Origin of the sequence: Trinickia mobilis (assembly GCF_017315705.1) — a bacterium.
GTDB lineage: Bacteria > Pseudomonadota > Gammaproteobacteria > Burkholderiales > Burkholderiaceae > Trinickia_A > Trinickia_A mobilis.
In genome coordinates, this window is the sequence record NZ_JAFLRF010000008.1 from 97,123 (window position 1) to 116,589 (window position 19,467).

The 19,467-nt window shown below is 65.5% G+C and carries 21 protein-coding genes and 1 pseudogene; 10 read left to right on the forward strand and 12 right to left on the reverse strand.

Annotation, left to right across the window (positions count from 1 at the left end; genetic code table 11):
* Positions 1-157 precede the first annotated feature (157 nt).
* Complete coding sequence (crcB, locus tag J3489_RS13385; protein ID WP_206998711.1) at positions 158-538, forward strand: fluoride efflux transporter CrcB; 381 nt, start codon at positions 158-160, stop codon at positions 536-538.
* Positions 539-596: 58 nt separating this feature from the next.
* Here the strand turns inward: crcB and J3489_RS13390 are convergent, their stop codons facing one another.
* Entirely contained in the window at positions 597-1,169 is a 573-nt protein-coding gene (locus tag J3489_RS13390; protein ID WP_206998713.1) for a GNAT family N-acetyltransferase, read from the reverse strand.
* 350 nt (positions 1,170-1,519) lie between these two features.
* Here J3489_RS13390 and J3489_RS13395 point away from each other — a divergent pair, with 350 nt between their 5' ends.
* From J3489_RS13395 to J3489_RS13415, 5 genes are all read left to right on the forward strand, one after another.
* Positions 1,520-2,740: an MFS transporter gene (locus J3489_RS13395; RefSeq protein WP_206998716.1), complete on the forward strand. Its 1,221-nt coding sequence runs from the start codon at positions 1,520-1,522 to the stop codon at positions 2,738-2,740.
* 241 nt (positions 2,741-2,981) lie between these two features.
* Positions 2,982-3,896: a TetR/AcrR family transcriptional regulator gene (locus tag J3489_RS13400; RefSeq protein WP_206998718.1), complete on the forward strand. Its 915-nt coding sequence runs from the start codon at positions 2,982-2,984 to the stop codon at positions 3,894-3,896.
* Between the two features lie 83 nt (positions 3,897-3,979).
* Complete coding sequence (locus J3489_RS13405) at positions 3,980-6,478, forward strand: acyl-CoA dehydrogenase (protein ID WP_206998720.1); 2,499 nt, start codon at positions 3,980-3,982, stop codon at positions 6,476-6,478.
* Between the two features lie 221 nt (positions 6,479-6,699).
* Positions 6,700-8,448, forward strand: coding sequence for an AMP-binding protein (locus J3489_RS13410; RefSeq protein WP_206998723.1), 1,749 nt, complete (start codon positions 6,700-6,702; stop codon positions 8,446-8,448).
* Positions 8,449-8,498: 50 nt separating this feature from the next.
* Positions 8,499-9,521: a DUF1571 domain-containing protein gene (locus J3489_RS13415; RefSeq protein WP_242540002.1), complete on the forward strand. Its 1,023-nt coding sequence runs from the start codon at positions 8,499-8,501 to the stop codon at positions 9,519-9,521.
* On the opposite strand, the gene J3489_RS13420 is transcribed toward J3489_RS13415, so the two are convergent.
* The 6 genes from J3489_RS13420 to J3489_RS13445 all read right to left on the reverse strand — a co-directional run bounded on the left by J3489_RS13420 (position 9,460) and on the right by J3489_RS13445 (position 13,849).
* A complete protein-coding gene (locus J3489_RS13420) occupies positions 9,460-9,924 on the reverse strand; it encodes a hypothetical protein (protein WP_206998728.1) in 465 nt (154 codons plus the stop codon). The two genes, J3489_RS13415 and J3489_RS13420, sit on opposite strands and share 62 nt — an antisense overlap.
* Positions 9,925-9,952: 28 nt before the next feature.
* The gene (locus tag J3489_RS13425) at positions 9,953-11,536 is read right to left on the reverse strand and encodes an FAD-binding oxidoreductase (RefSeq protein ID WP_206998731.1); all 1,584 of its coding nucleotides are present in this window, start codon (positions 11,534-11,536) and stop codon (positions 9,953-9,955) included.
* A gap of 132 nt (positions 11,537-11,668) precedes the next feature.
* Positions 11,669-12,166, reverse strand: a complete 498-nt coding sequence (locus J3489_RS13430; protein ID WP_206998733.1) for a hypothetical protein — start codon at positions 12,164-12,166, stop codon at positions 11,669-11,671.
* Positions 12,167-12,359: 193 nt separating this feature from the next.
* Positions 12,360-13,166, reverse strand: coding sequence for an anti-sigma factor family protein (locus J3489_RS13435; protein WP_206998735.1), 807 nt, complete (start codon positions 13,164-13,166; stop codon positions 12,360-12,362).
* On the reverse strand, positions 13,163-13,684 hold the full coding sequence (locus J3489_RS13440; protein WP_206998737.1) for a sigma-70 family RNA polymerase sigma factor: 522 nt from the start codon (positions 13,682-13,684) through the stop codon (positions 13,163-13,165). Before J3489_RS13440 ends, J3489_RS13435 begins: the two co-directional genes overlap by 4 nt.
* 27 nt (positions 13,685-13,711) lie before the next feature.
* The gene (locus tag J3489_RS13445; protein ID WP_206998739.1) at positions 13,712-13,849 is read right to left on the reverse strand and encodes a hypothetical protein; all 138 of its coding nucleotides are present in this window, start codon (positions 13,847-13,849) and stop codon (positions 13,712-13,714) included.
* Positions 13,850-14,280: 431 nt separating this feature from the next.
* Between J3489_RS13445 and hfq the strand changes: the two genes are divergently transcribed.
* The gene (hfq, locus tag J3489_RS13450) at positions 14,281-14,754 is read left to right on the forward strand and encodes an RNA chaperone Hfq (protein WP_206998741.1); all 474 of its coding nucleotides are present in this window, start codon (positions 14,281-14,283) and stop codon (positions 14,752-14,754) included.
* On the opposite strand, the gene J3489_RS13455 is transcribed toward hfq, so the two are convergent.
* Complete coding sequence (locus J3489_RS13455; protein ID WP_206998744.1) at positions 14,755-14,982, reverse strand: hypothetical protein; 228 nt, start codon at positions 14,980-14,982, stop codon at positions 14,755-14,757.
* Between the two features lie 272 nt (positions 14,983-15,254).
* On the opposite strand from J3489_RS13455, the gene J3489_RS13460 reads away from it, so the two are divergent.
* Positions 15,255-15,413, forward strand: a complete 159-nt coding sequence (locus J3489_RS13460; protein WP_206998746.1) for a hypothetical protein — start codon at positions 15,255-15,257, stop codon at positions 15,411-15,413.
* Positions 15,414-15,444: 31 nt separating this feature from the next.
* Positions 15,445-15,783, forward strand: coding sequence for a hypothetical protein (locus J3489_RS13465; RefSeq protein ID WP_206998749.1), 339 nt, complete (start codon positions 15,445-15,447; stop codon positions 15,781-15,783).
* Between the two features lie 146 nt (positions 15,784-15,929).
* Here the strand turns inward: J3489_RS13465 and J3489_RS13470 are convergent, their stop codons facing one another.
* Positions 15,930-16,688, reverse strand: coding sequence for a DUF2968 domain-containing protein (locus J3489_RS13470; RefSeq protein ID WP_206998752.1), 759 nt, complete (start codon positions 16,686-16,688; stop codon positions 15,930-15,932).
* Between the two features lie 53 nt (positions 16,689-16,741).
* Positions 16,742-16,810 (reverse strand): annotated as a pseudogene (locus J3489_RS38820) (helix-turn-helix domain-containing protein); the annotation flags it as partial.
* Positions 16,811-17,003: 193 nt separating this feature from the next.
* Between J3489_RS38820 and J3489_RS13475 the strand changes: the two are divergent.
* Positions 17,004-17,492 carry a DUF2147 domain-containing protein gene (locus J3489_RS13475; protein WP_206998755.1) on the forward strand — a complete coding sequence of 163 codons (489 nt, stop codon included), beginning with the start codon at positions 17,004-17,006 and terminating at the stop codon, positions 17,490-17,492.
* Between the two features lie 144 nt (positions 17,493-17,636).
* Here the strand turns inward: J3489_RS13475 and J3489_RS13480 are convergent, their stop codons facing one another.
* Complete coding sequence (locus tag J3489_RS13480; protein WP_206998758.1) at positions 17,637-18,089, reverse strand: transposase; 453 nt, start codon at positions 18,087-18,089, stop codon at positions 17,637-17,639.
* Between the two features lie 140 nt (positions 18,090-18,229).
* Complete coding sequence (gene zapE, locus J3489_RS13485; RefSeq protein WP_206998762.1) at positions 18,230-19,327, reverse strand: cell division protein ZapE; 1,098 nt, start codon at positions 19,325-19,327, stop codon at positions 18,230-18,232.
* Positions 19,328-19,467 lie beyond the last annotated feature (140 nt).

Consider the following 19,467-nt stretch of genomic DNA (forward strand, 5'->3'; position numbering starts at 1 on the left):
TGGGGGGGGTCAATCGAGTGTAGCACCCGCGCCTGGCAGCCGCCATCCGCGTATCCGGCAAATGCTAGACTCCCGGCCTAGCCAATCGGGAACCGCGCGGCGGCCTGCGTTCCGCTCGCGCCGGCCTCCGGCTGTCCAACCTTGCCTGGAATGTCACATGTATTGGTCCATCCTCGCCGTCGGCATTGGCGGCGCGCTCGGCTCGCTCGCCCGCTGGGTGCTGGGCATCCGCCTCAACAGCCTCTTCCCGGCGCTGCCGATGGGCACGCTCGCCGCGAACCTGATCGCCGGCTACGTGATCGGGCTCGCCGTCGCCTTCTTCACCAAGCTGCCGGACGTCCCCCCGGAATGGCGGCTCTTCGTGGTGACGGGCCTCATGGGCGGGCTCTCCACGTTCTCGACGTTCTCGGCAGAAGTCGTCGCGCAACTGCAGCAAGGGCGGCTCGGCTGGGCGGCGATGGAAATCGCGGTCCACGTCAGCGGTTCGCTCATCATGACGACGCTCGGCATCGCGACCGTTGCGCTCGTGGTCCGCTAGAACCTTTTCAAGCTCATACGCTTAGAGGCTTCTTCGGCATTGGCAAGCCACACGCACATTACCCTGCCCCTGCGCGTAAATCCTCCCGCACGATGCGATAGCGCACGTAACGCTTGCCGTCGCTATCCGCCTGCCCGACGCGCCGCATGCCGAGCTTCTCGGCGACGCGCCGCGAGGCGGCATTTTCCGCCGCGATATCGGCGACGAGGCGCGGCAGTCTCACCGTATCGAACGCGTGCCGCCCGATGGCGCGCGCCGCTTCGCTCGCCATCCCCCTGCCCCACGCATCGCGCACGAGCCGCCAGCCGATCTCGACCTCCGGCCCCGCGCCGTGATCGGGAATCAACAGCACCCAGCCGATGAACCGCTCGGGCGCAGCCGCTTCGAAGATCGACCAATAACCGAGCCCGCGTGGATACGCGCGGGTAATCCGGCATTCGACGAACTGCCGGTGCGCGGCAGGGTCGTCCCACGGGCCGGCGATGTGGCGCGTCACTTGCGGATCGCGGTCCATCGCGAGACACGCTTCGAGATCGGCCATCGTGCGTGGGCGCAGCAACAGACGGCCGGTGTCGAACGCGGGTAAAAGGTCGTCAGCGGGCGCGGCTGACGTTATCGAAAACGATGTCATGGCGTAAATCGGCAAAGAGAACGGCTAAGACTGCGCGGGCATGAGCAGCCCGTCGAATACCGCTAACGGCACGCGATTGCAATTGGCACATGCCGGAGTATGCCGCGCTTCAGACATTGACAACCTACGCACTTGGCAAGGCTTTGAAAATTACGTTTAGCCAACAACGCAAGCGGCTTTCTTTAACGTTTCGAAACGACGCTAGGGATTATTACTAAGAAATCACCTATGAACCATGCAACCGCTTAAGCGGCGGCGTACACTCGCACGTGCCCAATCACGGGGGCGTGCCCGGCTTCGGCACCGCCCCGCCCAGCCCGGGCCACACGGAGACTCAGGAGAACAACGACATGAGCTGGACGCGCGAACAGAGAAACGTAACGATCGCAGCCTACCTCGGCTGGACACTCGATGCCTTCGATTTCTTCCTCATGGTGTTCGTATTCAAGGACATCGCCGCCGAATTCAATACCAAGATCACCGACGTCACGATTGCGCTTACGCTGACGCTCGCCATGCGCCCGATCGGCGCGCTGATATTCGGGCGGCTTGCCGATAAATTCGGGCGGCGTCCGACGCTGATGCTCAATATCGCGTGCTATTCGCTGATCGAATTGCTCTCCGGCTTCTCGCCGAACCTGACCACGCTGCTCGTGTTGCGCGCGCTCTTCGGCATCGCGATGGGCGGCGAATGGGGCGTCGGCTCCGCGCTCACGATGGAAACCGTGCCCACGCATTCGCGCGGCATCGTCTCCGGTCTCCTGCAAGCGGGCTACCCGAGCGGTTATCTGCTCGCTTCGATCGTGTACGGCCTCCTCTATCAATACATCGGCTGGCGCGGCATGTTCTTCGTCGGCGTCGCGCCGGCGCTGCTCGTGATGTACATCCGCTCGAGCGTGCCCGAATCGCCCGTTTGGAAGACGATGGAAAAGCGCCCGCGCCCGAGCCTTGTCGATACGCTCAAGCAAAACTGGAAGCTGTCCATCTACGCGATCGTGCTGATGACCTGCTTCAACTTCTTCTCGCACGGCACGCAGGACCTGTATCCGACCTTCCTGCAAAAGCAGCATCATTTCGATCCGCACACGGTGTCGCTCATCGCGATCACGCTGAATATCGGCGCGATCGTCGGCGGCCTGTTCTTCGGCTCGCTCTCCGAGAAGATCGGCCGGCGCCGCGCGATCTTCATTGCGGCGCTGATCGCGCTGCCGGTGCTGCCGCTTTGGGCCTTTTCGACGACGGCTGTCATGCTCGCGATCGGCGCGTTCCTGATGCAGATCTCCGTGCAAGGCGCATGGGGCGTGATACCGGTCCACTTGAACGAGATCTCGCCGGATGAAATCCGCGCGACGTTCCCGGGTTTTGTGTATCAGCTCGGCAACCTGCTGGCGTCCGGCAATGCGCCGATGCAGTCCGCGTTTGCCGAGAGCCACGACAACAACTATGCGATGGCGCTCGCGCTCGTCTGCGGCATCGTGGCGGTCGTCATTGCCGTGCTGATCCTGTTCAGCCGTGAGCGGCGCGGTATCGATATGCGGCAATCGGCCGAGCACGTCACATCGACGGCTTGACGTTCCGATTGAAAGCGAAAGGCGCTTAGTAGAGCGCCTTTCGCCATTGCAAGCGTGAAGCGATGCATGCGTGGGCGTGCAAGCGGTTGAATTGTTCTTTGCTTTAACGGCCTAGAGGACTCTGTCGATACACAAGCCTTGCCGTGATGACGCGTCGTTCCGTATCGTATAAAAAACAGTGGTTTACATTCGAGAGTTGAATCGCTTGTACGCGGCCGGGACACCGGCATGGGAGGCGCACATGGCAGTTCGCACACCGAGCCGGCTCGCCGGCGACACGAAGGCGCGCATCTTGGATGCCGCCGAAGATCTCTTCATCGAATGCGGCTACGAGGCGATGTCGCTGCGGCACATCACGTCGCGCGCCGAAGTCAATCTCGCCGCCGTCAACTATCACTTCGGCAGCAAGGAAGCGCTGATCCACGCGATGCTCGCGCGCCGGCTCGACAAGCTGAACGAAGAGCGCCTGAAGCTGCTCGACCGCTTCGACACCTTGCTCGGCGCAAGCCTGACCTGCGAGCACGTGCTCGGCGCAATGTTCATTCCGGCGCTGCGCCTCTCGCGCGAACCGCGTACGGGCGGCCGCGCGTTCCTGCGTCTCTTGGGGCGCGCGTACACCGATCCGTCCTCGTTCATTCGCGACTTTCTCGACCGCCATTACGCGTCGGTGGCGGAGCGCTTCTTCGATGCGTTCCAGCGCGCGCTGCCGCATCTGCCGCGCGAGGAACTCGGCTGGCGGCTGCACTTTGCGATCGGCGCGCTTTCGGGCGTGCTCGCGGGCGGCGATAGTGCCGGCCTCATCTTCGAGTTCTCACAAGGCAAGTCGATAAACGACTTGCAATTGATCGCGCGCCTCGCCTCGCTGATCGTCGCGGCGCTCAAGGCGCCGCAGCCCGACGCGGCGCAGTTGGCCGCGTTCGCTGCGGTGCTCGGCGACGCGGGCGATCACGCCGATCACGCCGATCACTGCGCGGCGAGTCATGCGGGCAACGGGGGGGATCTCGCGGCCGGCGACGAATCCGCAACGCCAAGCCCGGCAGCACCGGGAACGCAAAATGCTTCGCAGCAGACTGCAGCCCCCGCGATGTCCTCCAGCGACGAAGCCCTCGCGCCGCCGCCCGGGTCGACGATGCCCGCCCCGCGTCCGGCTGCCTGAGTCCGCTTAACGCCAAGCATCGAGCCGCCGGGGCGAGCGCCGCGCCCGCTGCGCCCGCCACGGCCTCGCAGGGAGAAACGTTCATGGCATGGCTCTTCGCGGCGCTTGCTGTCGCGAGTGCGGCACTCGTCTACGTTCGAGCCCGCGCGCCGTGGTGGCTGGCGACGATGGCCGCGTGGACGGGCATCGCCTATCTGAGCGGTGCGGCCAGCCGTGGCGCCACGCTCTTGCTCGCCGTGATCTTCGTGCTGCCCGCGTTCGTGCTCGCCATGAAGCCGCTGCGCCGCGCGTGGCTGACCGAGCGCCTCCTCGCAACGTTTCGCCGCATGCTGCCCGAAATGTCCTCGACCGAGCGCGATGCGATCGAAGCCGGCACCGTCTGGTGGGACGCCGAACTCTTCTCCGGCCGGCCGCATTGGGATGCGCTGCTCGCGCACGGGCCCGCGACGCTCTCATCCGAAGAACGAGCCTTCATCGACAACGAATGCACGCGCCTGTGCGATCTCGCGAACGACTGGGACAGCACCGCGATCTGGCAGGACCTGCCGCCCGCCGCATGGCGCTACCTCAAGGAGCAGGGCTTTCTCGGCATGATCATTCCGCAGCGCTATGGCGGCAAAGGATTCTCCGCGTACGCGCATTCGCAGGTCGTCATGAAGCTCGCGTCGCGCTCGTCGGCGGCGGCCGTCTCGGTGATGGTGCCGAACTCGCTCGGTCCCGCCGAGCTGCTGATGCACTACGGCACCGAGGAGCAGAAGAACCACTATCTGCCGCGTCTCGCGCGCGGCGACGACATCCCCTGCTTTGCGCTGACGAGCCCCTACGCAGGCTCCGACGCGGCCGCGATCCCCGATGTCGGCGTCGCCTGCCGCGGCACGTTCGAAGGCCGCGAAACGCTCGGCTTTCGCGTCACGTGGGACAAGCGCTACATCACGCTCGGGCCGATCGCGACCGTGCTCGGGCTCGCGTTCCGCGCGCTCGATCCCGACCATCTGCTCGGCCCCGGCGACGAACCCGGCATCACGTGCGCGCTGATTCCGGCAACGCATCCCGGCGTCGTGATCGGGCGGCGCCATTGGCCGCTCAACGCGGTGTTTCAGAACGGCCCGAACTCCGGCAAGGACGTCTTCATCCCGATCGATTGGGTGATCGGCGGACGCGCACAAGTCGGCAACGGCTGGCGCATGCTCATGGAGTGTCTTGCGGCGGGCCGTGCGATCTCGCTGCCGTCGTCGAGCGTCGGCATGGCGAAGCTCGCGGTGCGCGGCACCGGCGCGTATGCCGCGGCTCGCCGCCAGTTCCGCACGCCGATCGGCAAGTTCGAAGGCATTCACGAAGCGCTCGGCCGCATGGGCGGCAACCTCTATCTGATGGACGCGGCACGGCGCCTTTGCGCGCAGGCGGTCGATCTCGGCGAAAAGCCGTCGGTGCTGTCGGCGATCGCGAAGTACCACATCACCGAGCGCGCGCGCAAAGTGATCAACGACGGCATGGACGTGATCGGCGGCAAGGGCATCTGCATGGGGCCGTCGAATTTTCTGGCGCGGCCGTATCAGCAGATGCCGATTTCGATCACCGTCGAAGGCGCGAACATCCTCACGCGCTGCCTCATCATCTTCGGGCAAGGCGCGATCCGCTGCCATCCGTATGTGCTCAAGGAAATGACCGCGGCGCGCGAACCCGATCGCAAGAAAGCGCTGCGCGATTTCGACGAGGCAGGGTTCGGACACGCGATTTTTCTCGCGTCGAACGCCGTGCGCGCTTTCGTCTACGGCATCACGGCGGGCGCGGCGATTCCCGCGCCGGCTTCGGCCTACGCGCCGCTCGCCGCGTATTACCGCGCGGCGACGCGGCTTTCCACGGCGTTCGCGTTCGTCGCCGACGTCTCGATGCTCGCGCTCGGCGCCGACCTCAAGCGCCGCGAGCGGATCTCCGCGCGGCTCGGCGACGCGCTTTCGCACCTGTTCCTGATCTCCGCGGCGCTCAAGCGCTTCGAGGACGAAGGCCGCCAGGAAGCGGACCTGCCCTTCGTGCGCTGGGCCGTCGAGGATGCGCTGTATGCGGCGCAACAAGCGCTCGACGGCGTCCTCGCCAACTATCCGAAGCCGCGCCTCGCGATGCTGCTGCGCGCGTGCGCGTTTCCGCTCGGCATGCCGGCGCGGCCCCCCGCCGATACGCTCGCGAGCCAAGTCGCCGAACTCGTGCAGACGCCGTGCGACGCGCGCGAGCGGCTGGTCGCGGATTCGTATGTGCCCGACGCCGGCCGCGACCCGCTCGGCTACGGCGAGCTGTTGTTCCATCTGACGCCGCACGTGGCCGATATCGAGCACAAGTTGCGCGACGCGGTGAAGCGCAACCAGCTCGCGCCGATGCCGCAGAGCCTCGCACACTTGCGCGCGTGGGCCGATGCGGCGCAGGACCAGGGACTCATCGACGCCCATGAGCGCCAGACGCTCGACGATTACGTGCGCTACGGCGAGCTCGTCGTCAAGGTCGACGATTTCGGTCCGGAATTCGACCTCCTCGACGCGCTGCAAAAGCGTCACGACGCGCTCGCGAAATCGGGCGAACTGATCGAATGAACCACCCCCGCGCTCACATACGTTCGCTGCGGCATGCGCGATGGAATCATCGGCCGATGCGAATCGTTTTGTAGAGGCGAGCGGCCAGGGCGTGGTCGCCATCGTCGAAAATTGAACGAATCACACGCCCGGTACACAATGCCGAACCCCCTGCACCAGCCGCCTCGCGGCCTTTCCAATCAGCCCGTGCCCGCGACGAGAAACCCATCGAGAGATCGCCGATGACCGAACCCTACGCTGCTTCGCCCGCCGCAGCGCCCAACACCGACGGCATCTGGTACGCCTCGTACGCGCCCGCAGTGCCGCACGAAATCGACGCTGACCGCTATCCATCGGTCGCGCAGTTCTTCGACGAATGCACGGCCCAATACCGCGAGCGCGTCGCGTTCGTGAGCGTCGGCGAAAGCCTCACGTACGGCGAGCTTGCGCGCAAAGCCACCGCGTTCGCCGCGTATCTGCAGAGCGTGGGCGTGAGGCCCGGCGACCGCGTCGCGATCATGCTGCCGAACACGTTCCAGTACCCCGTCACGCTGTTCGGCGCGTTGAAGGCGGGCGCGGTCGTCGTCAACGTGAACCCGCTCTACACCGTGCGCGAACTCGCGCATCAGTTGAAGGACAGCGGCGCGCAGACCATCGTCGTGTTCGAGAACTTCGCGAAGACGCTCGAAGACGCGCTGCCCGGCACCGCGATCGAGCGCGTGATCGTCACCGCGCTCGGCGACCTGCTCGCCGACGGCTTGAACCTCAAAGGCCGCTTCCTGAATGTCATGCTCAAGCATGTGAAGAAGCAGGTGCCCGCTTATGGCCTGCCGCAGGCGGTGCGACTGAAACAGGCGCTCGCGCTTGGCTTCGCGCGCCCGTTCGCGCCCGTGCGCGTCGCGCACACCGACCTCGCGTTCCTGCAATACACGGGCGGCACGACCGGCGTCGCAAAAGGCGCGATGCTCACGCATCGCAACATCGTCGCGAACCTGCTGCAGGCGAAAGCGTGGGCCGAAAGCGAGCTGTGCGACGACATCGAAACGGTGCTCACGCCGCTGCCGCTTTATCACATCTATTCGCTGACGGTGAACGGTTTCGTCTTTCTCGGCCTCGGCGGCCGCAACATCCTCATCGCCAATCCGCGCGACACAGCTCGCGTGATGAAGATCCTGCGTCACGAAACGTTCACCGGCATCACCGCGGTCAACACGCTTTACAACGCGTTCCTCGAAAACGAGGCATTCCGCCAGCGCGACTTCTCGAAGCTCAAGCTCGCGATGGCGGGCGGCATGGCGATGCAGCGCGCGGTGGCCGAGCGCTTCAAGGCAGTGACGGGCAAGCCGATCGTCGAAGGCTACGGGCTCACCGAATGCTCGCCGATCGTCACGATGACGCCCATCAACGTGAAGGCGCAGCGCGAGTACGACGGCTCGGTCGGCCTGCCCGCGCCGTCCACGCAGGTGCGCTTCAAGAAGGAAGACGGCAGCTGGGCCAACATCGGCGAGGCGGGCGAATTGTGCGTGAAGGGCCCGCAAGTCATGAAGGGCTATTGGAACCGGCCCGACGAAACCGCGAAGGCGTTCGACGCCGACGGGTGGCTCGCGACCGGCGACATCGGCGTGATGGACGAACACGGCTTCGTGCGCCTGATCGACCGCAAGAAGGACATGATCCTCGTGTCGGGCTTCAACGTGTATCCGAACGAGATCGAGGACGTGCTCGCGATGCATCCGGCCGTGCGCGAAGCGGCGGCGATCGGCGTGCCCGACGACGTGCAAGGCGAGCGCATCAAGGTGTTCATCGTCGCGCGCAGCCCGATCACGGCCGACGAAGTGATCCAGCACTGCCGCAAGCATCTGACGGGCTACAAGGTGCCGAAGCTCGTCGAGTTTCGCGAGTCGTTGCCGCAAACCAACGTCGGCAAGATCTTGCGGCGCACGCTGCGCGACGAGGAGATCGCCAAGCGCGGCCAGGAGCGCGGCGGCTGACGGTCGATGACGGCGGCGCAGCGCGCCCGCCGATGGAGAGGGAGAGCGTCATGCAACGTTTCGGATCCGGTCCTCTATGGCGCCTGCGGGACGCGGCGCGCACGCGACGGCTGGCGAGAGCCGGCGCGCCGCGCGGGCTGGCCGCATCGGCTGCATCAGCCGCATCGGCCATGACAGCCGCCCTGCTGTTCTGCGGCTCGCAAGCTGCGTACGCGCAGAACGACACGGCTGGCGCGAGAGCGGCGCAAGCGGACGCTTCCGCCATCGTCGAGGCGGCCGTGAAGCCGCCCGCCGTGCCTGTCGCACAAGCCGGCACGCTGCCGCTCGATGCGCAAGTGCAGTGGCTGCGCCGCGCCGCGCAAAGCGGGATGCTCGAAAAGCTCGACGACGATGCGCTCGGCGCCCTCTTCAGCTCGCTCGATCCGCGCACGCTGTCGCGCTACATCGCGGCGGGGCCGAACGGCTACCCGTCGTACGAATTCACGATGCTGCGCCAGGAGCGCATCCGCGGCGTGTGGCCCGACAAGCCCGATCACATGATCGTGCGTCTCACGCGCGATCCGTTGCGGATCTACGCGAAGTGGCTGCCGGACGGCGCGCACTCAGGACAGGAGCTCATCTACGACTCGACGCTGCGCTCCGACGAAATGTACGGGCACTTGGGCGGCATCCTGAGCGTGATGCCGCTGTGGACGTCGCTCTCCGGCGTGCTCGCGCGAACGCAGTCGAATCACAACGTGCGCGAGCTCGGCACCGAATTCATCGCGCAGCAGTTCGTCGCCGACAGCAAGAAGTTCGAGGCGGCGGGCGTCGAGCGGTCGGAGAAGATCGAAGTGAAGACGATCGCGGGCGTGCGCGTCGTCGCGTTCACGTTCGAATCGCCGACGGGCCGCCCCGAGTTCTACGCAAAGAAGGAAACGCTCGGGCTCGACTTGCGGCATCCGTACTTCCGTACGGTTGAGTCCTACGACAACGACGGGCGGATTTTCGAGCGCATTGTGTTCGACAGCGTCACGCCCAAGACGCTGCCTGAGGAGACGTTTGATCCGAAGAATCCGGCTTATCGGTTTTAGCAGAGCGCCGTTGACGCAATCGCGCATTCCCTATCAGAAACGCCACCGCACACGCACCACCCGCCCCGTGCCGTTCAACCTGCAGCACGGTGCGATTCGCGGCCACCGCCAGGTGCTTCAACACGAAAAAGTCCGATGCGCGAATCACGCCGGCCAACGGCGCGTTCGTTCGCGCCAGGCACGGCGCCAGCCTCGCATACCAAAGCACGCCGACGTCGCCTTCGATAGCGAACAACTGCGTTCCGCCGCACGCAGCCGAATCGGCAAACGCGCGGCTGGCGGCGAGCGACGCATCGTAGATCGCCATCCCGCCGGGCTTCTTCAGCGCATCGGCGAGCCACGGCGGCAGCCATCCCCCCACCGTCAGCCACGCGCCCGTCTTCACGAACGTCCGCCGGTCCATCTCCGCGCCCTCGTCTCTCGCTCTCGCATCACGTATAGCCGCGCTTGCCGCGCCAGACGCGCGGCCAGATCCCCTGCTTGCCCGGCGACAAAATGCCCGCGGGATCGAGCGCATCCTTGATCGTTTCCGACAAGCGCAACAGCGCGCCGTTGTTGAAGCTGTACTGCGCCGCCGCGAAATCCATATACGCCAGGTGTGCGCGATATTCGCCATAGCCCGCCGCGTGCGCGTCGCTCATCAGCGAGCGCAGTGTGTCGCCGGCAGCGTCGGTCTGGCTCTTGTCGTCACGATCGAAGATCACCGCGGCGATCTGATGCAGGTGCCGCTCGCCCGCGGTGAAACCGCCGTAATAGTCGAAACCGTACTCGGCCATCCGCGTCTTCGCGAGCGTGTATTGGCGCATCGCGTCGCGCCCCGTGAACGGACAGATCGGCGAGAAGTCGACGTGCGCGCCTGCCCCGCCGCGCCAGTCGAGCATGCGGAACGCGCTCATCGACGGAATGCCTGCGAGGTTGCGGTCGGCGCCGCCCACGGGCTCGGCGTCGCCCGCATATTTCGCCGCCGTGATCCGCGCGCCGCGAATCCGCGCAAACGCGCGCTGGACCATCGCGTAGCGCACGTCGAGCAGTTCCGGGGCACCGTAGAGCGCGAAATGCAGATTCCAGCGGCCGACGCCGAGCTTGTCGAGCATCGCGGCTACCGCGCTTTCGGGCATTGCGCCCGGCCCGTCGTACCATGTCGCGCGCGACGACACCCCGGCCGCGCGGCGAATCCCGCCTTCGATCACCGCGTGGTGACGGATCGTCTCGTCGAGCCGCAGCGGCCGCAGCGTTTCGACGATCGCTTCCAGATCACCCTCGTCGCGGCACTGAATCTCGCCGAGCAGATACGCGCTCGGCTGCGGCATGAGCCAGATGCCGAGCTTGGTGACGATGCCGAAGTTCGACTGCATGAACATCGCGTCATAGGACGGCCCGAAGCCGGGGCGGTACAACTGCCACGAGGTGCCCGGATCGATGCCCCCCATGCCCGTGCGCAGCACGTCGCCGTTCGCGAGCACGACCTCCATGCCGCACTGCATCGCCGCGTGATCGCCGTACGGCGTATAGCCGAACCCGCGTTCGAGCGTGTTGCCGACGATGCTCCCCCAGCCCGCCGCCGGCGTATCGACCCACAGACGCAAGCCGTGCTCGCGCAGATACGCGTAGAGATCGAAATAGGTGACGCCGGGTTCGACGAGCGCATACGCGAGCGTCTCGTCGACTTCGAGAATGCGGTTCATCCGCTTGAGGTCGAGCACGACCGAACCGGCCAGACGCGGCGCGGCGCCGCCGTACGCGAAGTTGCGGCCCGTGGAGACCGTCCACAGCGGCAGCCGGTACGCGTTGGCGATGCGCAGGATCTCGCGGATCTCGTCGACGGAGGCAGGCAGCACCGCCGCGGAGGCGACGAACGCCTGCGGGTTTTCCGGTCCCGGCAAGAACGGATCGGCGTAGGCCGCGAGATCGTCGCTCCTGGCGATGAGATTCGGCCGGCTGACGACCGACGCCAGCTCGGCGAGCGCTCTATCGAACGTGGCCTCGGAGAGGTTGGGCGGCAGCGTGCGTTTCAATTCGCGTTTCCTTCCTGTTGTTATCGATCATCGATCGCCGCCGCCCCGAACCGCAAGGGCCCGGGCCGTCAATTGCCCCGCAACGCGTCACGCGCCGCCGGCGAAGCCGCCGCGACCGAGCGGCGGCACGCGTCAACGACGATGGAATCCGCCGCCGCCGCCCATGCCGCCCCATCCGTGCGGGCTGCCCCACGCATGCGGGCCGCCCCAGCCGCCGCGCATTCCCATGTGGTTGCCGTGAAACGCGACGTGCATGTGATCGCGATCGAAGTGATGGAAATGGTGGAAATGATCGACGAACACGAACGACCCGCCGACGCCGAACACGACCGGCGGTCCCCAATACCACGGGCCTCCCCAGTACGACGGACCGTAGTAGGACGCATAGTCGCTTTCCGGTATGACCCAGCTGCCGTCGAGGTTCTGCACGATCTGCCAGGTGCCGTTCGGTTGCAGGCACGCGAGCCCGGAGATCTGCTGCATGGTGCCGTCGATTTCGGCTTGTCCCGTCACTTGGCGGCATGTGCCCACGGGGGGCGAAGAAGTGTCTGCCGCGTCCTGCGCCGCAGCGGGAACGGCGCACAACGCGCCGGCGATGAGCGCTGTTCCGAGTCCAAAAGTATTACGCATGATGTCACCCTGCCTGGAGCGCCTGCCGCTGCCTCGAAGATGGCGGCCTGCGAGGCGATCCCTTACCTGCTGCTCACTGCTCGTTCCCCGCTTGCTGGTCCCCGCTTTGCTGCTTCTCGGCCTGTGCGCGGTGATCGGCCGTTGGCTTCTGCGCGGCGCCGTCGCGTGAACGGCGCCTCGTCATCGCATTCGTTCATTGCCACACGTCGGGCCGTCCGCCGAGCGCGCTGCACACCTCGATCGCAATCGCGCGCAGCTGTTCTTCCGACAACTGTCCGGAGAGCGCATAGCCCATGTGGTCGCTGACCCAGTAGAACGTGCGCCGGTTGCCGTCGCGAAAGAGCCTGAACGCCGTCTGGTCGTTCGGAATCGCGGTGACGTAGAGCGTCAGGCGCGCGCCCGCGTTGTTCTGATACATGAACTGCGCGGCCGGACTGGCCGCGTCGCCCGGCAAGAGCCGCCCGCCGACGAGCGAGTAGCCGTATTCCTGCAGCGACGGCACCGAAAGCGGACGGTTCAATCGCTTAGACAGCCACGCGATCAAATGCTCCTCTTCGGCAGCGGCCACTTCGACCGGGTGCCGCTTCTCCGGCGCATAGACCGCGTAGGCGATATCGGCACGCTCGGCGAACGCCATCTGCTGCTGCGGCCACGCAAGCCGCTGCGTCAGCGCACCCGCCAGCACCGCGAGTCCCGCCCCGACCGCCACCCAGCACGCCGCGATCCCAACCCGCTGCCACCACGGCCTGCGCACGCGCAGCACGAGATACGGCGCACCGGCCCCATGCGCGTCCGACGGCGCCGCGCACAGCGCGCGCAGCGCCGACTGCTGCGCGCGATAAGCGGCAACGAGGCTCGCGGCGCGCGCGTCCGCGGCAAGCCGTGCGACCGTTTCGAGCCGCTCGGGCTCGGCCAGCTCGCCGTCGACGAATGCCGAGAACGTGCGCAACTCGGCTTCGGTGAAGCCGGAAGTTACCGCAGGATCGTAGTCGTCGCTCATCTCGTGTTTCTCACTACTTTTAACGACGCAGCGTGATGCGTCGGACCCTCGGTCAACAGCACGCGCAGGTGCTCGCGTGCGCGCGACAGGCGCGACATCACCGTGCCGATCGGCACGTTCAGCACCGCCGAGGCCTCCTGATAGCTGAGCTCCTCGACCCCCACCAGCAACAGCACTTCGCGCTGCTCGACGGGCAGCAGGTACAGCGCGCGCTGCACGTCGCGCAGCACGAGCGCATCGACTTCGCCGCGCGGCGCTTCGAGCGTGCGCCACGGCGCGTGCTCATCGTCGACCGCGATTTCGCGCCGCCCGCGCAACTGGTCGATATAGAGGTGCCGCAGTATCGTGAGCAGCCAGGCGCGCAGGTTGCTGTCGGGGCGAAACGCGTGCGCGCGGACGAGCGCACGCTCGGCCGTGTCCTGCACCAAGTCGTCGGCCCAGGCAGGATCGCCCGTCAGTGCGCGCGCGTAGCGGCGCAACTGCGGGAGCCACCCGATGACGTCCGCTTCAAAGCTCACGCAGCGACGGCGCGATGGGCGCCGCCGTCAATAGCCGCCGCCGCTGCCGCTGCTGCTCGCGCCGCCGGCGGAATTCGAGTCGCCGTTCGGCGTCTGGCAGCCGCCCGCAGCAAGCGCGAGCGCGAATACCACGAGAATGGCGGATAGCTTCTGGATCAAGTTCATGTACCTCTCCTGTGTCGACCGGAGTTAGCGCTTTAGCGCTTACTCCGGTCCCATGCAAAGCGGTCGACCGGAGTTAGCGCTTTAGCGCTTACTCCGGTCCCATGCAACGCTGTCGACCGGAGTTAGCGGCCATCGGCGCCCGAATGGCGTCCATGTGACGAATTAACGGGCCGCAAGGCCGCTTTATTCCGCGAACGCGCGCGCTTTTTCTTACCTAAGATTAGGTCTGAATCGGGCCGGTGTCGCCCCGCCGCGCGGCCGGCGCTGTGCCTTTGGCGCCGCCGCCGATTCCGCGCATGGTTGGCGCGCGTTATAGTGAATGCCGGCCAGACAAAACACGCGCGCCGCGACCCGGGGTAAAATTCCGGCGAACGCGCGTGCATCGCCCGCACGCACGACTAACTTTCTCGCAGCCCCCCTGCGCCTTCGCAATGCCCAATCCCGCAGAATCGCATCCGCAAAACGACTTCATGAACGCCGCGCGCAAAGAAAGAAAGCGCGTTGAAATCTATCTCGTGAACGGGATTCGTCTCACGGGATGCATCGAGTCGTTCGATCAGTATCTGGTGATGCTGCGCACGCCGGTCGGCCTGCAAGGCATCTACAAGCGCGCCATTTCGACGATCCAGCTCGATACCGGCACGCGGCCCGGTCCGCGCGGCCCGCGCACCGGCGGCGGCCACGGCGAGCGCCATACCTCGCGCGACGGCTTCGGTCCGCGCGAGCCGCGCGAGCCGCGGGAATCGCGCGATTCCCGCGACATGCAAGGCACGCCGCCCGCAGCGGCAAGTGCGCCCGCGGAGCGCGCGCCGGACGCGCCCGCTTCCGGGTCCGGCCCGGTCGTCGTCACGCGCCGGCGCCGGCCGTACGGCGCCGCGCCGGGTGGCAACGAGTCCGGCGGATGATCAGCCGCCGGGCACGTCGAGCCGCCGCAGGATCTCCTCGACCCGCTCGCTTTGCTTGAGCGTCAGTTCGAACTGGCGCTGGACCTCGAGCAGCCGCCGGCGCCAATAATCGACGTTCAGCGTGGGGTTCGTCGGCTGCCGCGTCGCCCAATCCAGATGATTCAGTTCGGCTTCCACCACGTGCTGCGCTTGAACTCTACGGGCGGCGTTCGTTTCTTTCTTTCCCATCTCATGTTCGCGTGTTGAGCGGTTATCCCGCTACGCGTCAGTTGAGCAAAATCGGTGCCGCGCGCGGGTCCCGCACTCAAGACGCGCAAGGCGTGCACGTTTTGAACGAACGGCCTTCGCTTACGCTTCTGTCCCGAGTCCGCGTCGCCACGCGCGCGTTTTCTTCATCGCCTGTGTGCAGACTTAAACGGCCGATCGCCGCGCAATCCGTCGAATCGGCGGGGCCTTTGTGGGCTATGCTGGTTGCTCGCCAGTCCTGCTGGAGCCGCATCATGTCCCCTGCCAAGCCCACCCCGAAGCCGCCTGATCCGCAACCCGCCGAATCCGCCGATGAGCGTCTCGACGAAGCGCTCGACGAAACCTTTCCGGCAAGCGATCCGATCGCCGTCGATCCCGCCGAACCGCCCGAAGAAAAAGCCAAACGCCGCTGATCCCGCCCGGCCGTCCGGTGCCCTCCCGCGCGTGACACCCAAGACCGCTTACGGGTTCGATCCCGAGCGGGCGCAGTTGAGCCTGCTGGTGTTTGCGGTGGTGGTCGTCGGCATGCAGACGGCGCCCTTGCTGATCGGCGGTCCGGCGCCCTACGTGGTCGGCTGCGGGTTGTACAAGCGCGCGATCCACGGCTGGCTGCCGCTGTCGCATTGGGTCGGGCTCGGGCTCCGCGCGCTCATCGCCCCGGTCGCGTTCCGTACGGAGCGGCTGATGACGGGCGCGCTGACCACGCTCGTGATGAGCGTCGTCGCCTGGGAGAGCATGTCGCGCCGGCACGCAGGGCACGCGGGCGGTTTGCGCGCCGAGTGAGCGCCACATGAAACGACGCCACCCCGCCCGGCAAGCGCCGGGCGGGGTGGCGTCGAGTGACGATCAGGCGGCCGGCGAACCGGCGGCCCGCGAACCGGCAGCGGACAGCCGGCAGGCGCCGGTGGCGCAGCCCGCGTTCGCGACGCTTAGCGCGTGGTGCGCGGCAAGCCGGCGTCGTTCTCGCGTTGCAACTCGGCCACGGCGCGCTGGGCTTCGCGCAATTGCGCTTGCGCTTGTGCCTTTTGCGCCTGCAGCACGGCGGCTTCGTCGCGCGTTTCCTTCTGATGGTCGTCGACCAGCTTCTGCTGCTCGCGCGCGATATTGAGGTCGGCTTGCAGACGGCTCGCGCGATCCTGCGACAGCGCGATCAGGCGGTCGGTGTATGCCTTTTGTGCCTCGAGCTTGGTGCGGCGGATTTCGACATCCGAAAGCTGCACGCTGCGCCGCGCGAAATCGCCGTAGATCGCTTCGGCACGCCCTTCGTCTTGCGTCTTGATCACGCGCCAAAAGGTTTTCTGCTGGAACAGCGCGACGTAATACGTCGTCTCCTTGCCGTAGAACAAGAGGCTCGCGCCGTAGCTGCCGTTGTAGGTCGTGCGCAGTTCGGCCAGTTCGTTGCCGTGGATCATCTGTTGCAGTTCGGCAACGTTGCCCGTGGCGGATTGCTTCGCTTCGTCGGCGGTCAGGGCCGTCGAGGCCGGCGCGGCGGCGGCAACGGGTGTCGTCGACGGCAGCGGATCGTTAATGCCCGGCTGCGACGCGACCGCTGCTTCGGCGGCGTTGCCCGACGCGGGCGGCATCGGTAAGTTACTGTTCGAATTGGTTTGTGCGTGAACTCCCTGGATTCCCCCGATCATGACCAGCGCGGCGAGCGCGGTCCCCCGCAAGTGCGAAATATGGATCATGTAATTTGATTCCTGCGCAGATAGTTCTAATTGTCAAATCAAGCGTCTCATTATTACTCACTTTCACGCGCTTCGGGTTTCTCGTCGAAGATTTGGTACTTACGCATTTTTTCCCACAACACCAGCTGAACTGACACCGAATGTGCCCGGCGCTCGCGAAGGGGCTGGACGGGCCTGATTAGAGGTTCCTCTCGCACGCAGACCGCGTGGCTTCGCGCGTATTCTGCTTGCATTCTTGAAAGACGCTGTCCGCACCGTATCGTGACGACTCGGCGCAAAAACAATCGAAAGACGACTCACCCAAGGAGGAAGACAATGCGGCGTTTCACGCAACGCGCCCAGGCGCTCGCGCTCAGAACCCTCAAACAGGCCACGCTCGCCGGCGTGCTGCTGGCAAGCGCCGGGCTCGCGCTGGCTCAGGGAACCGAGACGCCTGTCGGCACCTGGCAAACGATCGACGATCACACCGGCCAGCCGAAAGCGCTCGTGCAGATCACCGAGGACAGCAACGGCGAACTGAGCGGCAAGGTCATCAAAGGTCTCAGCCCGAACGACAATCCGCAGCGCCGCTGCACCGAGTGCACCGACGCACGCAAGGATCAACTGATCCTCGGCATGACGATCATCAACGAGATGAAGAAAGCGGACGACGGCTGGGATGGCGGCACCATCCTCGATCCGGAAAACGGCAAGGTGTACAAGTGCAAGATGCACGTCGAAGACAACGGCCAGAAGCTCGTCGTGCGCGGATATATCGGGATTTCGCTGCTTGGCCGCTCGCAGACTTGGAATCGCGTGCAGTGAGCGCCTGAGGACGCTTATGGCAAGCGACGCGTTATGCAGCCACCAGGCGCGTGAAAGCTGGGGCACATAGAAGAAAGCCGGCCGACGTTATCTATCGTCTGGCCGGCTTTATTTCACGGATAAACGGCTGGACTCAGCCATACATTACGCCGCGTGCTTGAGCGACACGGCGAATTCCTGCAGCGAAACCGTTTGTGCCGGGACCGCTCCGGACGCTGGCGCTACCGGGATGGCAGGCACGCCGGCCGAAACTGCGGGCGCCGGTCTTACAACCGTCTTCGCATGCGAACGCATGCGCGTTTCCATGAAGCTGCACAGCTCTTCACTGGCTGCGCCGTACAACTGCTGGAGCATTTCCTTCAACGTGCCGGACTGGTGCCACGCTTTGAAGCGGCGATGGCAAGTCTGGTACGACGGGTAGCGGCGCGGCATGGTGGACCAGGTTGCGCCGCTGTACATCACCCGCAGCACGCCGTTCAAAACGGCCCGCGTGTTGGCGAGAGGACGCCCGCGCAATTCGGCGCGCGGACGCAGTTCCGGCAACAGCGGTGCCACGCGTTGCCATTCTTCATCGGTGATATCGCGATAGGGTGTCATGGTCCTCTCCTTGTTCAGATCCATGACAAAACAATATCGAGGTACCCCTGCACCGAATATCGGACGAATCCGAATTTTGAAATAGCCTAATCGCAAAGGCGTCGCAGAAGCAGACAACACCGCTTCCTCTGCCGTTTCCCTTAGGTCAACGACGTATCGACGATCCGCCGCGGCGCTTCCAAATACTCCTTCGATTGCATCTCGACGAGGCGCGACACCGTCCGGCTGAATTCGTTGGCCATCGGCCCTTCGACATACAAATCCTCGGCGGGCACCGCGGCCGACATCAAGAGCTTTATCTTGTGGTCGTAGAACACATCGACGAGCCACGTAAAGCGCCGCGCCTCGGACGCCATCCGCGGCGACATCTGCGGCACATCCGACAGAATTACCGCATGAAAACGAGTCGCGAGCTCCAGATAATCGTTTTGCGAACGCGGGCCGCCGCACAGCGTCGCGAAGTCGAACCAGACGACGCCGTCGGCCTTGCGCAACGCCTTCAGCTCACGCTTTTCGATGTGCAGGATCGGGCTTTCGTCGGGCACCGCGGCGAGCTGCGCAAACGCGCTGCGCAGCGCCTTGTCGGCGGCGGCGCCCATTGGCGTGTGATAGACCGACACCTGCGCGAGCGTGCGCTGCCGGTAGTCGATGCCCGCGTCGACATTGATCACGTCGAGCTTCGTCTTGATCAGCTCGATCGCCGGCAGCACCCGGTCGCGATGCAGGCCGTCGGGGTAGAGCGTGTCCGGATCGTAGTTGGACGTCATCACGAACTGCACGCCGTTCTCGAACAGCTTGTCGAGGAGGCGATACAGGATCATCGCGTCCGCGATATCGGAGACGTGAAATTCGTCGAAGCAGATCAAGCGATAGCGCTTCGCGACACGCCGCGCGAGTTCGTCGAGCGGATCGGCCTGCCCTTTCAGCTCGTCGAGTTCGCGATGCACTTCACGCATGAACTCGTGAAAGTGCAGGCGCGTCTTGCGCGTGAGCGGCACGACCGCATAGAAGCTGTCCATCAGGAAGCTCTTGCCGCGCCCCACGCCGCCCCACATGTAGATCCCGCGCGGCAGATCCGGATGCATGATCAGCTTCATTAAGGCGTTCGGGCGGCGCGCCTTGTACGCGACCCACTCGTCGTAGCACCGCTGCAGACGGTCGACGGCCGCGCGCTGCGCCGCATCGGATTGATATCCCCGCGTCTGCAGTTCTTTTTCGTAGTATTCGGTGACGTTCATCTTGACGATAAAAAAACAAAAGGCGGGTGGGGGAAGCCCCCCGCCCGCCTTCGTGGTACTGCAGCCGCGCCTGACTGAAATGACACAACCCCGACGCTCACTTCGTCCCCCTGAGGGGGCGCCTGAGCGCGCTTGGGGCG

Excerpts from the sequence above, each read along its gene's own strand:
- hfq (WP_206998741.1), top strand. The coding sequence starts at position 14,281 with ATGCCCAATCCCGCAGAATCGCATCCGCAAAACGACTTCATGAACGCC.
- J3489_RS13475 (WP_206998755.1), top strand. The coding sequence starts at position 17,004 with ATGCGGCGTTTCACGCAACGCGCCCAGGCGCTCGCGCTCAGAACCCTC.
- crcB (WP_206998711.1), top strand. The coding sequence starts at position 158 with ATGTATTGGTCCATCCTCGCCGTCGGCATTGGCGGCGCGCTCGGCTCG.
- J3489_RS13405 (WP_206998720.1), top strand. The coding sequence starts at position 3,980 with ATGGCATGGCTCTTCGCGGCGCTTGCTGTCGCGAGTGCGGCACTCGTC.
- J3489_RS13410 (WP_206998723.1), top strand. The coding sequence starts at position 6,700 with ATGACCGAACCCTACGCTGCTTCGCCCGCCGCAGCGCCCAACACCGAC.
- J3489_RS13420 (WP_206998728.1), bottom strand. The coding sequence starts at position 9,924 with ATGGACCGGCGGACGTTCGTGAAGACGGGCGCGTGGCTGACGGTGGGG.
- J3489_RS13400 (WP_206998718.1), top strand. The coding sequence starts at position 2,982 with ATGGCAGTTCGCACACCGAGCCGGCTCGCCGGCGACACGAAGGCGCGC.
- J3489_RS13430 (WP_206998733.1), bottom strand. The coding sequence starts at position 12,166 with ATGCGTAATACTTTTGGACTCGGAACAGCGCTCATCGCCGGCGCGTTG.
- J3489_RS13445 (WP_206998739.1), bottom strand. The coding sequence starts at position 13,849 with ATGAACTTGATCCAGAAGCTATCCGCCATTCTCGTGGTATTCGCGCTC.
- J3489_RS13455 (WP_206998744.1), bottom strand. The coding sequence starts at position 14,982 with ATGGGAAAGAAAGAAACGAACGCCGCCCGTAGAGTTCAAGCGCAGCAC.
- J3489_RS13460 (WP_206998746.1), top strand. The coding sequence starts at position 15,255 with ATGTCCCCTGCCAAGCCCACCCCGAAGCCGCCTGATCCGCAACCCGCC.
- J3489_RS13395 (WP_206998716.1), top strand. The coding sequence starts at position 1,520 with ATGAGCTGGACGCGCGAACAGAGAAACGTAACGATCGCAGCCTACCTC.
- J3489_RS13390 (WP_206998713.1), bottom strand. The coding sequence starts at position 1,169 with ATGACATCGTTTTCGATAACGTCAGCCGCGCCCGCTGACGACCTTTTA.
- J3489_RS13470 (WP_206998752.1), bottom strand. The coding sequence starts at position 16,688 with ATGATCCATATTTCGCACTTGCGGGGGACCGCGCTCGCCGCGCTGGTC.
- J3489_RS13480 (WP_206998758.1), bottom strand. The coding sequence starts at position 18,089 with ATGACACCCTATCGCGATATCACCGATGAAGAATGGCAACGCGTGGCA.
- J3489_RS13435 (WP_206998735.1), bottom strand. The coding sequence starts at position 13,166 with ATGAGCGACGACTACGATCCTGCGGTAACTTCCGGCTTCACCGAAGCC.
- zapE (WP_206998762.1), bottom strand. The coding sequence starts at position 19,327 with ATGAACGTCACCGAATACTACGAAAAAGAACTGCAGACGCGGGGATAT.
- J3489_RS13415 (WP_242540002.1), top strand. The coding sequence starts at position 8,499 with ATGCAACGTTTCGGATCCGGTCCTCTATGGCGCCTGCGGGACGCGGCG.